The organism is Branchiibius hedensis (assembly GCF_900108585.1).
GTDB classification, from domain to species: Bacteria; Actinomycetota; Actinomycetes; order Actinomycetales; family Dermatophilaceae; genus Branchiibius; species Branchiibius hedensis.
On sequence record NZ_UESZ01000001.1, the window covers coordinates 749,380 to 763,787 of the forward strand.

The window sequence follows — 14,408 nt, forward strand, 5'->3', positions numbered from 1 at the left end:
CTCCTACCGAGTGTTGCGCGGACCCGAGTTCAACGGGTTCTGCCGTTTGCCGTCGTCGGTCGGTCCAAGACCGCCTTGGCAGGTCGGGCAGTAGAACATCGTGCGGTCCTGAGGTGGCTCGCCGATCATGGCCACTCGCACCGTCCCTGCGCACCGCACACACGCTCGCCCGCTGCGCGCGTGGACCGCGGACTCCTCCAGCGTTGACACCCGTTCCATGACGTCGCGGATCGGCTGCTGCATCGAGCGCTGCATCATCGCCCGGGCGCTGGCCACGATGGCTTCGACGTCGCTGTCGGCCGCGGGTTGCCAGGGCGGCGTGCGCGTGGCGAAGAGCGCCTCCGCGGCGAACATCGTGCCGATCCCGGCGACATTGCGTTGATCCAACAGAGCTGAACCGATCGTGCGATCGCCCGCGGACTGCAGGTTGGCGACGGCCCGGCCCGCGTCAAAATCCTCGGACAGGATGTCCGGCCCCAGGTGACCGACGACCCGAGTCTCGTTGGCCGTGGGCAGCAACTCGAGCATGCCCAGCCGGTAGCCGATCGCCGCCCACTGTTCGCCCGCGACGATGGCCCGGATGTCTGCGCGCCGGGCCACTACCGGCGTGACCTCGCCGGTGGGTCGGATGCGCCAGGAGCCCTCCATCCGCAGATGCGTGTGCAGCGTGATCCCTCCGGCGATCCGATGCAACAGGTGCTTGCCGCGCGCGACCACCTCCAGGGTGTCCCGGCCGCGCAGCTCCACCTCGGGCAGGTTCGGCCAACGCAGCTCCACCCCGACCAACGGTCGGCCGGCTAACGCAGCGTGCAGGCGTGCCGCGGTTTTGTGGACGACATCTCCCTCGGGCACGCGATCAGGTCCGGATCCGAAGACCGCGGGGTGTCACATGAAAGCCCGCCTCCGCCAGCGCCGCCGCCAATGGCTGGTCCGAGCCGAGTACCGGGTCACCGTCCGCTGACCGCACGGTCAGTGCCCCGAGGGCACCCTCTCGCACGGCGAGCGCCAGCGCGTCGGCGGCCGCTCGCAGATCGACCGGATCGGCCGAATAGGACAGCAGCGTGCGGCCACCCCGCTCGACGTACAGCACGAGGGCACCATCCACCAGCACCACCAACGCGCCGGCCTTGCGTCCCGGTTTGTGGCCGGACCGGGGCGTCTTGCCCAGATCGCCGACTGCCGGGTCGAGCTCCCGGTCCGGCCAGGGCAGCGCCGCGCCATACGGGTTGGCCGGATCGGCGGCCGCGAGCACCAGCGTGCGCCCCTGGTCGACCGGTGCCGGTCCGTCCCACGGATTGCGGGAGGTGCCGATGGGTTTGCTGGAGGCGCGGAGTCGATCGACCGCACCGCCGGAGGCGAACTGGGCGGCTCCGAGACCTTCGATGAAATAGCCGCGTCGGACCCGTCCGGCCTCCTCGGCCGCAGCCAGGACCCGATAGACGCCGGCGAATCCGCCGTCGACCCCTTCGGCCGTCACCGAACCCCGCGTCACCACGCCGTACCTGTCCAGCAAGACCTCGGCCCTCGCCAGCGCCCGGGCCGTGACATTCGAATCGGGCTGGGGCAGAAGGGTCCACCGTCCCGCAGCGTCCGCCGGCGTGGCGCCGCCGCCGGACAGCCCGGAGCCCAGTGAGATCCCGCCCGGTCGGCCGTACCGCGCCCGCCGCGGTCCTCGACTGCGCGAGCGGTGCGCAGGTCGACCGCCGCCCAGCCGGGCCCGCAGCGCGGCGATCGTGTCACCGCTGACCTCACCGGCCCACACCAGATCCCACAGCGCGGCAACCAGCTCCTTCTCGCTGACCTTCTCCTGGCCCGCTCGGCGTACCGCGTCCAGTAAGGGCCGGAAGAAGAACGCACCGCCACCGGTCAGTGCACCGCGGACGGCCTCGTGCAGTGGGCTGTCGGCCGCGCCCTCGCCGACGAGCAAGGTCAGCGGCGCTGCATCGGCGAGATGTAACGAGACCCATCCGTCGTCCCCGGGCAGCGCTGCGTGCCCCTGCCAGAGCACCTCGCCGCTGGACATGGCCTCATCCAGCAGTGCCGGGGTGTATCCGGCGACCCGCGCCGGCAACACCAGGGTTTCCAGGGCGCTGGCCGGAAGTCGTGCACCAGCCAGCTGCTCGACCGCCCGGAACAAACCGTCCATCCCGCGCTGCCCGGAGCCGACGGCCTGCCAGGCGGGCAGGAAACGAGCAAAGTCCTGGGCCGGCACCGGTTCGACCTCGGCGCGCAGGCTGGCCAGCGATCTGCGGCGCAGCAGCCGCAGCACCTGCGGGTCGCACAGGTCGAGGCCGCCCGTGGCCCCGTCGGGTCGCAACTCGCCTTCGACGAGACGTCCGTCGGTGACCAACCGTCGGCACCCGGTGGCGGCTACCGCGCGACCCAACCCGAAGTGCTGGGCGATGTCGTCGATCCCGAACGGCCCGTGGGTGCGCGCGTAGCGGGCCAGGAGGTCACCCAACGGGTCCGGGACGCTGTCGGTGAAGGCGGTCGCGATCCCGGGTGGTAGACCGACCCCGAGCGCATCGCGTAGCCGGCCGGCGTCCTCGATCGCGGCGAAGTGGTCGACGCCGCCCCACCGGGCTTGGAAGACCTGCCGCGTCTGCTCCAGGTGCGCCAGCCACTGCGGAACCTGGTCACGGGCGTCGATGACCGTCCGCACGGCAATCTGATCGGCTGGTAGCGGTCCCAGCGCACGTAGCAGGTCCACCACATCTTCGGCGTCGCGCGCCGCGCGCTCGGGGGTGAGACGCTGCAACTCCTGCTCGGTGGCGTCCACGACCTGCGGGTCGAGCAGGTCCCGCAGCGCGGCACCTTCACCGTGGCCGAGCAGATCGGCCAACAGGGACGGGTCCATGGCCAACGCCGCGGCCCTGCGCTCCGCCAGCGGTGAGTCGCCCTCGTAGAGGAACTGCGCGACGTACCCGAAGAGCAGACTGCGCGCGAACGGTGACGCGCTGGGGGTGTCGACCTGGACCACGCGCACCGTTCGCGACCCGATGTCGCGCATCAACCCGGTCAGGGCGGGCACGTCGAAGACGTCCTGCACGCACTCGCGCACCGCCTCCAGAATGATCGGGAAGGACGGGTAGCGGGCAGCGACCTCCAGCAGTTGTGCCGACCGCTGTCGCTGCTGCCACAGCGCCTGGCGCCGCCCCGGCTGGCGGCGGGGGATCAGCAGCGCCCGCGCCGCGCACTCGCGGAAGCGGGAGGCGAACAGGGCCGAGCCGCCGATCTCCCGGGTGACCAGTTCGGCGACCTCGTCGGGGTCGAGGATGATCGCGTCCAGCAGCCGCTGCCCGACGGGTTGATCGCCGTCCTCGATCTCGAAGTCCAGCATTCGCAGGACGATTCCGTCGTCGCCGTGCATCGCCTGGACCTCCAGGCCGAACTGCTCGCGCAATCGGGCGGAGATGGCCAGCGCCCACGGCGCGTGGATCTGGGCACCGTACGGCGAGTGAATGACGATGCGCCAATCGCCCAGTTCGTCGCGGAAGCGTTCGACGACGATCTGCCGGTCGGTCGGCAACTGACCGGTGGCGTCCTGTTGCTCGCGCAGATAACCCAGCAGGTTGTCCGAAGCCCAGTCATCCAGACCTGCGACCCGCAACTCCTCCCGGGCGGTGGCATCCTCCTGGGCACCGACCGATCGGACGAACTCGCCGACGGCGCGGCCGAGTTCGGCGGGTCGGCCGAGGGTGTCACCTTTCCAGAACGGCAGCTTGCCCGGCTGCCCTGGTGCAGGGGAGACCAGCACCTGGTCGTGCGTGATGTCCTCGATGCGCCAGCTACTGGTCCCCAGGGTGAAGACGTCGCCGACCCGCGACTCGTAGACCATTTCCTCGTCCAGCTCACCCACCCGGCGTCCCGGGCCGGTGCCGGAGGCCAGGAACACGCCGTACAGGCCGCGGTCGGGGATGGTGCCACCACTGGTGACCGCCAACCGTTGCGCACCGCGACGGCCGGTGAGCGTGCCGGAGATGCGGTCCCACACCAATCGCGCTCGTAGCTCGGCGAATTCGTCGCTGGGGTACCGCCCGGACAACATGTCCAGCACCGACTCCAGCAACGGTCGGGCCAGTGTCGCGAACGACGCAGTGCGGCGGACCACTCGCTCGAGGTCATCGACGAGCCAGTCGTCCATCGCGCACATCGCCACGATCTGCTGGGCTAGGACATCCAGTGGATTGGCTGGGACGTGCAGTGCCTCGATCTGCCCGGTGCGCATGCGCTGGGCCACCACGGTGGTCTGCAGCAGGTCGCCGCGGAACTTGGGGAAGAGCACGCCGTGCGAGGTGGCACCGACCTGGTGACCGGCCCGGCCCACCCGTTGCAGACCGCTGGCCACGCTCGGTGGCGACTCGACCTGGATGACCAGGTCGACCGCGCCCATGTCGATACCGAGTTCGAGCGAACTCGTGGCGACCACGGCGGGCAGATCGCCGCGTTTGAGCGCGTCCTCGATCTCGCCGCGCTGCTCCTTGCTGACCGATCCGTGGTGGGCGCGCGCAAGCACCGGCGGTGCACCTTTGGTCGCGCCCGCCTGGGCCATGACCTGCGCAGGAGGGGCCGAAATCTCCTGCGTCGCAACGGGATCGAGTCGTTCGCTCCAGATCTCGTTGAGCCGCGCCGTCAACCGCTCGGCCAGTCGCCGGGAGTTGGCGAAGATCAAGGTGCTGCGATGCTCGGCCACCAGATCGACGATGCGTTCCTCGACGTGCGGCCAGATCGACGTACGCTCGACGGGCCCGGCGGCAGCACCGGACAGGTCGCCGGTGACCTGGCCCAACTCGGACATGTCGGGGACGGGGACGACGACCTCCAGGTCCCAGGACTTCTCGATCGGTGGTTGCACGATGCTGACCGGTCGGCCGCCGGCGAGGTAGCGCGCCACCTCCTCCACGGGTCGGACCGTCGCCGACAGGCCGACCCGCTGCGCGGGGGTTTGCAGGAGCTCGTCGAGTCGCTCCAGGGACAAGGCCAGGTGGGCGCCGCGCTTGGTACCGGCGACGGCGTGGATCTCGTCGATGATCACGGTCTGGACCCCGCGCAACGACTCCCGGGCCGCCGACGTCAGCAGCAGGAAGAGCGACTCGGGGGTGGTGATGAGCACGTCGGCGGGGGCCTTGGCGAAGACCCGCCGATCCTGTGCGGTGGTGTCACCAGAACGGACGGCGACCGTGATGTCCGGCTCCGGCTCACCGAGGCGGGTGGCGGCGTGGGTGATCCCGACCAGGGGCGAGCGCAGGTTGCGCTCCACGTCGACGGCGAGGGCCTTCATCGGGGAGATGTAGAGGATCCGGCAGCGCTGCTGCGGATCTTCCGGGACACCCTCTGCGGCAAGCCGGTCCAGCGACCACAGGAACGCCGACAACGTCTTGCCCGACCCGGTCGGAGCCACCACCAGGGTGTGCTGGCCGCTGCTGATCGCCTCCCACGAACCGGCCTGGGCGGGGGTGGGCGCGCTGAAGGTGCCCTCGAACCATGCGCGGGTCGCGGGGGAGAAGCGGTCAAGGACATCGGCCATCACTGCTCAGGGTGTCACGGCCCACCGACAGGGACTTCCCGATGGGCGGTCGCTCGTGGGCGGCACCGCTCAGTGAGCGGCGGGTTCCTGCTGGGTGATGCAGTGGATGCCGCCACCGCGGGCGAACAATTCGCGCGCGTCGACGCCCATGACCTCGCGGCCGGGGTAGACCTCTTCCAGGATGTCCAGTGCCCGGTCGTCGTTCTCGTCGTCGAAGATGCACGCGACGACCCCGCCGTTGACCACCAGGTGGTTGACGTAGGACCAGTCGTTGGGGCCGTCCTCGTCGTACCCGTTGGCCGGCGCTGGGATCCTGACGATCTTCAGCGACCGACCTCGCGAATCCGTTGCGGCCGAGAGGGTTTCGATGACCTCTTGGGTGACCGCGTGATCCGGATGAGCAGGATCCTCCTGGTCGTGCACGAGCACAACGCCCGGGGAGGGGAAGGTCGCCACGATGTCCACGTGCCCGCGGGTGCCGAATTCGCCGTAATCACGGGTCAGTCCGCGCGGTAGCCAGATGAAGGTGTCGACCCCGAGCACCCGGGTGAACTCCGCTTCGACATCTGCTTTGGTCAGCGACGGGTTACGACCCGGATCCAGTTGGACCGTCTCGGTGAGCAACACGGTGCCTTCCCCATCGACGTGGAACCCGCCGCCCTCGTTGACGATTCGCGACTCGATCCGCTGCGCGAAGGCCTGGGCCGCGACGGTGCCGGCGACCTCTGCGTCGTTGCCCCACGACGCCCAGGACTGCCCACCCCAACCGTTGAACACCCAGTCGACCGCCCCGAGCTGGCCGCCCGCACCCAGCACGAACGTCGGACCGATATCGCGCATCCAGGCGTCGTCGAGCTCGGTTTCGATCAGGTCGATACCGGCATCGAGCAGTTCCCGCGCCATCTCGGCGTCGTCGTGCGTGACCAGCATCGTCACCGGTTCGAAGACCGACACCGCATTGGCCACCGCCGCCCAGGTCGCCCGGGCGATGTCGGCGTCCTCCTGCGAGTCGCCCAACGTGTAACCGGTGGAGGGGAAAGCCATCCACGTCCGGCGGTGGGGCGCCGTCTCCGGAGGCATGAACCACGACATCAGGAGTCCGTCCGTTGGTGCTCGGGGCGCACCGGAGCCGCCAGCTCGGCGTACGTGTCGGGTCGCCGGGTCGACAGGAACGGGAACAGATCCAGCCAGTCCGCGCGCTGGGCCAGGTCCAGGTCGGCAACCAGGACCGCCTGCTCATCGCGCGGCGCCTGCACCAGGATCCGCCCGTAGGGATCGGCGATGAACGAACTGCCGTAGAAGCTGATCAACCCCTCGGTGCCGGTGCGGTTCGGGACGATCACGAACAGCCCGTTGGCGATGGCGTGCCCGACGATCGTGGCCTGCCACAGTGGCTCGGTGTCGAACTCGGGGTGGTCCGGCTCGGAACCGATCGCGGTCGGGTAGACCAGGACATCAGCGCCGCCCAGCGCGTAACTGCGCGCCACTTCCGGGAACCATTCGTCCCAGCAGGTCGGCAACCCCAGGTTCATGGCCGAGTCGGGAAGCGCGACCACCGGGTAGGCGTCATCGGCCGGGCCAGGTCGGAAGTATTTGTCCTCGTAGTAGCCGGCCGTCACCGGAATGTGCGTCTTGCGGGTGCGAGCCAGCAGACTGCCGTCCGGGCCGACGAGGATCGCAGTGTTCAGGCCCAGCCCGTCGTCTGCGTCGGCTTTCTCGTAGAGCGAGGCATGCACGAAGATGCCCAGTTCCGTAGCGGCTTCGCGGGCGAAGGTGATTGTCGGGCCGTCGGTGAGGGACTCGGCGGTGGCGCTGGGCACGCCGGTGGGCAGCGTGTCGGCCGGGTAGCGCGACAGCGTGAGTTCGGGCAGGAAGACGTACGTCGCGCCCGCCCCTGCCGCTTGCTCGATCCCTTCGCGCAGGGTCGCCTTGAGCCGTTGGGGATCGGAATCCCACGCGTGCTGGACCAGTCCGACCCGCACCGTGGGCCGGCGGGGTTCGTGCACGCGGGACAAGGAGGGGAGGGGGCCGTCCGCCACGATCAACTGCATGAGCAGCAATGTACGGCGCCCGCCCCGTCGGGGGGAGCAGTTGGCTCCTGCTGAGACAATGTCCCGGTGCGTACCAGCGAGTTCTGGCGATTGATGAACGACGAGTTCGGCGACACCTACGCCCGGACCCTTGCGTCCGGGCACCACCTGCACGCGCTGGGCGACCGCACCGTGATGACTGCCCTGGACGACGGCGTCCGCCCCAAGGATGTGTGGTCGGCGCTGTGTGACGACCTGGAGATCCCGCCGGAGCGCCGATTCGGGCGCGACCTTCCCCTTCGTGAAAGAGACGTCTAGATGCAACGCACTGTCACTGCTGACCTGTCCCTGCAGGCCACGGCCCCCGCCCGTCTCGTGCTGGCGGTCGCCGTAGCCCGATGCCCCGGGCTGGAGATCAACGAGCACCTGCAGATCTCGGCGGGCGACCAGACGCTGCAGGCGCAGGAGGTCGCCACGGCTCACCACGGCGTACGTCACGTGGTCGACCTGCCCGCGGGCGACGTCACGATCCACTACGACGCAACGGTCGAGGGCGTCGAGGAGTACGACGACGAGGGGGTCGCCGAGCAGCTGAACCATCTGGTGCCTTCCCGGTACGCCGAGTCCGACGCGCTGTTCGGCACCGCCGCCGAGTTGTTCGACGGACGCAGCGGGTCCGACCTGGTCATCGGGGTGGCCGACTGGGTGCGGGGACGTACGGCGTACATCAGCGGGTCGTCGCGGCCCACCGACGGCGCGATCAACACCTTCCTGCAGCGCACCGGCGTCTGCCGCGACTTCGCTCACCTGACCGTTGCTGCGCTGCGCTCCCGCGATGTGCCGGCCCGCCTGGTGGCGGTATACGCCCCCGGCCTGTCGCCGATGGACTTCCACGCGGTGGCCGAGGCGTACGTCGACGAGCAGTGGTGGTGCCTGGACGCTACCGGTCTGGCGCCCCGGCAATCGCTGTTGCGTATCGCCACCGGACGGGACGCGGCGGACACGTCGTTCATGTCGGTGTACGGCGGGCAAGTCACCCTCGGCGGTATCGAGGTGACCGCGACGATGCAGCCCGCGCTGCCGCTGGACAACCACACCGGGATGGTCCAACTCGGTCGCTGACGGCGCGCGACACGCAGGAGGGGTGTCGGTTCGTACGGATGTCCGAACCGTCGGTTAAGTTGTGGACAGGTGCTCCACCACGGCCCGTTGTCCACACACGCAGGATCTTGTTCGCGTGGTTGTCGGTGGTCGCATCTAGCGTCTGACCTATCGCGTCGTCGACGTCGTACTCCGGGTTGCTGGTCAGCTCGAAGGGGGCGGAGCGTGCCGATGCCGCAGGGTCGCCGGTGGACGCGTCCCGATGAACCAGCCAAGGAGAAGGCCGATGCCCGCGGACCCGCGTGACAACAAATTGAAATCCCTCGACGCCGTCATGGCGCAGATCGAGAAATCGCATGGCAAGGGCGCGGTCATGCGCCTGGGTGACGACATCCGTCCGCCCATCGAAGTCATCCCGACCGGTTCGATCGCCCTGGACGTGGCGCTCGGTATCGGCGGCCTGCCGCGTGGCCGGGTCATCGAGATCTACGGGCCGGAGTCCAGCGGTAAGACCACCGTCGCCCTGCACGCCGTTGCCAGCGCGCAGCGCAACGGCGGGATCGCGGCCTTTATCGACGCTGAGCACGCGCTCGACCCGGAGTACGCCAAGGCGCTCGGGGTGGACACCGACGCGTTGCTGGTCAGCCAGCCCGACACCGGTGAGCAGGCGCTGGAGATCGCCGACATGCTGATTCGCTCCGGATCGCTGGACATCATCGTGATCGACTCGGTCGCCGCGCTGGTGCCCCGCGCTGAGATCGAGGGCGAGATGGGTGACAGCCACGTGGGTCTGCAGGCCCGGTTGATGAGCCAGGCGCTGCGCAAGATCACCGGTGCGCTGAACAACTCCGGCACCACCGCGATCTTCATCAACCAGTTGCGCGAGAAGATCGGTGTGATGTTTGGTTGCTTCTCCTATGGGACGCGGGTCACCCTCGCCGACGGGACGCAGGAGAAGATCGGCAAGATCGTCAATCAGAAGATGGCCGTCGAGGTGCGCACCTACGACCCGGCCACGAACAGCATTGTGAACCGGCCAATTACGAACTGGTTCAACAACGGACCGGCCGAGCGCTTCCTGCAGTTCACCGTCGAGAAGTCCGGCGGCAATGGGAAGGCCCAGTTCGCGGCGACCGAGAATCACCTGATCCGCACGCCCGGTGGGTGGCGTGAAGCGGGCGAGATCATTGCCGGTGACCGAGTCATGGTGGGGGAGACCGCTCGCCTCAGCGATCAGCAATGGCAGACCATCCTCGGTGGCCTGATGGGCGACGGGCACTTGGCACCGAACACCCGGGGCCGCCGCGGCGTCCGCTACCGGATGGGTCACGGCGCTGCACAGGTCGAGTATCTCGACTGGAAGTCCGAACTGCTCGGCAACATCGGCCAGACACGTTCCGAGCGTCCGAACGGCGCGGTGCACGTTGATCTATCACCGCTTCCGGAATTGTCGGAGTTGCGCGAAGTCGTTTACTGGGGCGACGGCAAGAAGCATTTGAGCGAGGAGTACCTCAAAGCGCTGACGCCGCTGGCGCTGGCAGTCTGGTACATGGACGACGGCTCGCTGGCGGTGCGGTCCACGGGTCTGCAGCAGCGGACCGCTGGCGGCAGTGGCCGCGTCGAGTTCTGTGTCGAGGCCCTGAGCGAGGGTTCGCGGGTCCGACTGGCGCAATACCTTCGCGACACCCACGGGGTGGAGTGCCGTGTGACGCTGCGCGGCACGCGCCAGAAGGCGGTACTCACGATGACTCGCGCCGGCACGGACACGTTCCTGCAGATGGTTGCGCCGTACATCCATCCGTCGATGGCCTACAAGTTGCTGCCGTCGCTGCAGGGTCGGTTCGACATCACACCGCAGTTCAGCGACCCGCAGGAAGTGCTGGTCCCGGCCCGGGTCCTCGACGTGCACGTCAAACCGCAGACTCGGTCGATGAACCGGTTCGACATCGAAGTGGCTGGCACCCACAACTACTTCGTCGACGGCGTGATGGTGCACAACAGCCCTGAAACCACTACTGGTGGTAAGGCGCTGAAGTTCTACGCCTCCGTGCGGTTGGACGTGCGCCGGATCGAGACCTTGAAGGATGGCACCGACGCAGTCGGTAACCGCACCCGCGTCAAAGTGGTCAAGAACAAGGTGTCGCCGCCGTTCAAGCAGGCCGAGTTCGACATCCTCTACGGGCAGGGCATCTCCCGCGAGGGCGGCCTGATCGACATGGGTGTCGAGCACGGCTTCGTGCGCAAGTCGGGCGCTTGGTACACCTACGAAGGCGACCAGCTCGGGCAGGGCAAGGAGAACGCGCGCAACTTCCTGCGCGACAACCCCGACCTGGCCGATGAGTTGGAGAAGAAGATCAAGGAGAAGCTCGGCGTCGGACCGCGCATGGACGCTCCCGCTGAGGAAGACATCCCGGTCGAGTTCTGATGGGCGACCCCGGATCTGCGGGGCGCAGGTCCCGGTCGGCGACACCCGAGCGTGCTGCCGACCGGGAGCCCGACCCGTACGACGTGGCCAGGACCATCGTGTTGCGTCAGTTGACGATGGCGCCCCGCAGCCGCAAGCAGCTCGAGGACAAGCTGCGCGCCAAGGGTTGCGCGGACGAGGTTGCCGAGACGGTGTTGGACCGGATGAGCGAGGTGGGTCTCATCGACGACCAGGCCTTCGCCGGGATGGTCGTCCGTTCCCAGCAGGCGACCCGGGGCCTCGGCCGACGGGGCATCGCCCAGGAGTTGCGCCGCAAGGGCGTCGACGATGAGCTGATCCGGGAGCAGTTGGACGGCATCGACGACGAGGCCGAGCGTGACCGGGCGATGGAACTCGCTCGCAAGAAGATGCGCACCCTGCAGGGTCTAGAGTACGTCGTTCAACAGCGCCGACTGGCGGGCATGCTTGCCCGCAAAGGCTATTCACCGTCGCTGGTGATGTCGGTGGTCCGCGAGGTGTTGCAGGAGGATCAGGTGCAGACCGATGACTGAGATCCGGATCGAGTACTGCACCCAGTGCAACTGGTTGTTACGCGCCACCTGGTTGGCCGGTGAAGTGTTGTCCAGCTTCGGCACCGATCTGACCTCGGTAACGCTGGTTCCGGGCGTCGGCGGAGTCTTCATCGTCACCGTCGATGACCAGGTGATCTGGGATCGTCGCGCGGACGGCGGCTTCCCGGACGCGGCCGAACTCAAACGGCGGGTCCGCGATGTTGCCTGGCCGGAGCGATCGCTCGGTCATGCCGACCGGCACCGGCCCGATGCGACGCCTGCAGAGTCGTCAACGGACGACACGTAGCGCACCGGGGAGGATCTCGACGGTGACCGGCAGTTCCGCGATGAACTCGCCATCGCCGTACGCGCTGACGCCGTTGCTGTCGATCCGCACCCGTCGGCCGCGCAGGACGGTGACCTCCGGCTGGCTGACGTGGGTGCCCCGATAGACGGTTGGCAGCAGGCGCAAAAACCTCGCTCGGTTGGGTGCGCCCAGGAGAACCACATCCAGCCAGCCGTCGTCGGGGACGGCGTCGGGTGCGATGTGCATCCCGTTGCCGTAGAAGCCACCGTTGGCGACGATGGCCGACACCCCGGCGTACTCGTGCACGACCCCGTCGACCTCGACCCGGTAGTCGCGTGGCGGGAAGGTCAGGATCGATGTGACGGCGGCCAGCGGATAGTGGACCGCGGCGGGCACGCGGCGGTACCCGTTCACCACCTGCGAGACCTGGGAGTCGATTCCGGCGTAGACGCTCGTCGCCGCGAAGTACTCCCCGGCGCCCGCCTGCACTCCTAAGGCGTCGACCGGCCGGACCGCACCGGTCGAGGCCAGGTGGATCGCTGCCTGCAGCGGGGTGGGTATCGCCAGTTCCCGGGCGAAGTCGTTGCCCCGGCCCGCGGGGAGGAGGGCAAAGTCGACCGAATGCCTGATCAGTGGCCCGACCATGGTGTGCAGGAAGCCGTCGCCGCCGACCAGGACGGCCCGCTCCTGGCGAGCGGCGGTGTCGGCGATGAGATCCTCGGCAGCAGCCACCGCACGACAGCGTGACACGCGTACGACGTGTCCGTCGGAGCGCAGCGTCGTTGCCACCCGCTGGACGAGGGCATCGTCGACACCTCGCGCCGCCGGGTTGCAGATGACGTGCAACCGGAGCATCGCCTGATCGTAGGGCCACGCGCGCGGCGAGGCCTCTGGTTCCGCGCGGCTACCATTGACGGGTTATGTCGACATCGCAGGACACCCGCCGTACCTATGACGTGCGCACGCACGGCTGCCAGATGAACGTCCACGATTCCGAGCGGATCGCCGGGTTGTTGGAGACCGCGGGATACGTAGACATCGCCGCCCTCCCCGCGCACGCCCGGCCGGAGACCGCCGACGTCGTGGTCTTCAACACCTGCGCGGTCCGGGAGAACGCCGCCGGCAAGCTGTACGGCCAACTGGGGCATCTGCGTCCGGCCAAGGACGCCAACCCTGATCTGCAGATCGCCGTCGGCGGCTGTCTGGCGCAGAAGGACCGCGCCACGATCGTGGATCGGGCCCCATGGGTGGACGTGGTGTTCGGCACCCACAACGTCGGCGCGCTACCGGTGTTGTTGGAGCGGGCGCGGCACAACCGTGAGGCCCAGGTCGAGATCCTGGAGTCGCTGGAGACGTTCCCCTCGACGCTGCCGACCCGCCGGGACTCGGCGTACAGCGGCTGGGTGTCCATCTCGGTGGGATGCAACAACACCTGCACCTTCTGCATCGTTCCCGCGTTGCGTGGCAAGGAACGCGACCGCCGGCCGGGCGAGATCCTGGCCGAGATCAAGGCCCTCGTGGACCAGGGCGTCGTCGAGGTGACGCTGCTCGGCCAGAACGTGAACACCTACGGGGTGGAGTTCGGCGACCGTCATGCGTTCGGCAAGTTGCTGCGGGCCTGCGGTCAGATCGAGGGTTTGGAGCGGGTGCGATTCACCTCCCCGCACCCAGCGGCGTTCACCCAGGACGTCATCGACGCCATGGCGCAGACCCCGAACGTCATGCCCTCCCTGCACATGCCGTTGCAGTCCGGCTCCGATCGAGTACTCAAGGCGATGCGGCGCTCCTACCGCTCGGAGAAGTTCCTGCGGATCCTGGACGACGTGCGCGCCTCGATCCCCGATGCGGCGATCACCACAGACATCATCGTGGGCTTCCCGGGTGAGACCGACGCAGACTTCGAGGACACGTTGCGCGTGGTCGAGGCCGCCCGGTTCTCCTCGGCGTTCACTTTCCAGTACTCGCCACGGCCGGGCACCCCGGCTGCCACCCTCGAGGGGCAGTTGGCCAAGGAAGTTGTCCAGGAGCGGTTCGATCGGCTACTGGCGCTGCAGGAAGCCGTGTCCTGGGCCGAGAACAAGGCTCTCCTCGGTCGGGAGATCGAGGTCCTGGTGGCCGCCGGCGGCCGCAAGGACGAGGCCACTCACCGGATGTCGGGCCGAGCGCGCGACAACCGATTGGTGCACTTCACCGTGCCCGAGGACCAGGAGCGTCCGCGTCCGGGTGATCTGGTCAGCGTTGCCGTGACGTACGCCGCGCCGCACCATCTGGTGGCCGACTCAGGTGCCGCCGGGGGCCGATTCGAGGTGCGTCGCACCCGCGGTGGCGACGCGTGGGCAGCGCTGCAGCAGAACACCGACGGCGGTGTTCGCAAACCCGCGGTGTCGCTCGGCCTGCCGACCGTCGGCCGCCCCGAAGAGCCGGTGGCCCCGGCGTGCTCGGCCTGCTGATCACCACGTCCTGCTAA

General features: G+C 68.6%; 11 protein-coding genes and 2 pseudogenes. 8 read left to right on the top strand and 5 right to left on the bottom strand.

All coding sequences use genetic code 11. The features are described from left to right. Positions 1-3 precede the first annotated feature (3 nt). The 4 genes from DR843_RS03755 to DR843_RS03770 form a co-directional block, all read right to left on the bottom strand. A complete protein-coding gene (locus tag DR843_RS03755; RefSeq protein ID WP_109684170.1) occupies positions 4-852 on the bottom strand; it encodes a DNA-formamidopyrimidine glycosylase family protein in 849 nt (282 codons plus the stop codon). Between the two features lie 4 nt (positions 853-856). Further along, entirely contained in the window at positions 857-5,527 is a 4,671-nt protein-coding gene (locus tag DR843_RS03760) for an ATP-dependent helicase (protein ID WP_109684171.1), read from the bottom strand. A gap of 69 nt (positions 5,528-5,596) precedes the next feature. After that, positions 5,597-6,619 (bottom strand): agmatine deiminase family protein, encoded by a 1,023-nt coding sequence (locus DR843_RS03765; RefSeq protein ID WP_281268782.1) that lies wholly within the window; start codon positions 6,617-6,619, stop codon positions 5,597-5,599. Next, positions 6,619-7,578, bottom strand: coding sequence for a nitrilase-related carbon-nitrogen hydrolase (locus tag DR843_RS03770; RefSeq protein ID WP_109684173.1), 960 nt, complete (start codon positions 7,576-7,578; stop codon positions 6,619-6,621). The genes DR843_RS03765 and DR843_RS03770 overlap by 1 nt, the downstream gene beginning before the upstream one ends. Before the next feature lie 66 nt (positions 7,579-7,644). On the opposite strand from DR843_RS03770, the gene DR843_RS03775 reads away from it, so the two are divergent. The 7 genes and pseudogenes from DR843_RS03775 (at position 7,645) to DR843_RS03795 (ending at position 11,941) form a co-directional block, all read left to right on the top strand. After that, positions 7,645-7,875, top strand: coding sequence for a DUF3046 domain-containing protein (locus DR843_RS03775; protein ID WP_109684174.1), 231 nt, complete (start codon positions 7,645-7,647; stop codon positions 7,873-7,875). Then, the gene (locus DR843_RS03780) at positions 7,876-8,679 is read left to right on the top strand and encodes a transglutaminase-like domain-containing protein (protein WP_109684175.1); all 804 of its coding nucleotides are present in this window, start codon (positions 7,876-7,878) and stop codon (positions 8,677-8,679) included. A gap of 265 nt (positions 8,680-8,944) precedes the next feature. After that, positions 8,945-9,565 (top strand): annotated as a pseudogene (gene recA / locus DR843_RS20755) (recombinase RecA); the annotation flags it as partial. Next, positions 9,557-9,802, top strand: a pseudogene (locus DR843_RS20910) (intein-containing recombinase RecA); the annotation flags it as partial. The pseudogenes recA and DR843_RS20910, both read left to right, overlap by 9 nt. 60 nt (positions 9,803-9,862) lie before the next feature. Continuing rightward, positions 9,863-11,083, top strand: a complete 1,221-nt coding sequence (locus tag DR843_RS20915; RefSeq protein WP_425451577.1) for a hypothetical protein — start codon at positions 9,863-9,865, stop codon at positions 11,081-11,083. Next, the gene (locus DR843_RS03790) at positions 11,083-11,634 is read left to right on the top strand and encodes a regulatory protein RecX (protein ID WP_109684177.1); all 552 of its coding nucleotides are present in this window, start codon (positions 11,083-11,085) and stop codon (positions 11,632-11,634) included. Before DR843_RS20915 ends, DR843_RS03790 begins: the two co-directional genes overlap by 1 nt. Continuing rightward, positions 11,627-11,941, top strand: a complete 315-nt coding sequence (locus DR843_RS03795) for an Rdx family protein (protein WP_109684178.1) — start codon at positions 11,627-11,629, stop codon at positions 11,939-11,941. The genes DR843_RS03790 and DR843_RS03795 overlap by 8 nt, the downstream gene beginning before the upstream one ends. Here DR843_RS03795 and DR843_RS03800 read toward each other — a convergent pair. After that, a complete protein-coding gene (locus DR843_RS03800; protein WP_109684179.1) occupies positions 11,924-12,796 on the bottom strand; it encodes a diacylglycerol/lipid kinase family protein in 873 nt (290 codons plus the stop codon). The two genes, DR843_RS03795 and DR843_RS03800, sit on opposite strands and share 18 nt — an antisense overlap. A gap of 65 nt (positions 12,797-12,861) precedes the next feature. Between DR843_RS03800 and miaB the strand changes: the two genes are divergently transcribed. Then, on the top strand, positions 12,862-14,391 hold the full coding sequence (gene miaB / locus DR843_RS03805; protein ID WP_109684180.1) for a tRNA (N6-isopentenyl adenosine(37)-C2)-methylthiotransferase MiaB: 1,530 nt from the start codon (positions 12,862-12,864) through the stop codon (positions 14,389-14,391). The last annotated feature ends 17 nt before the right edge of the window (positions 14,392-14,408 follow it).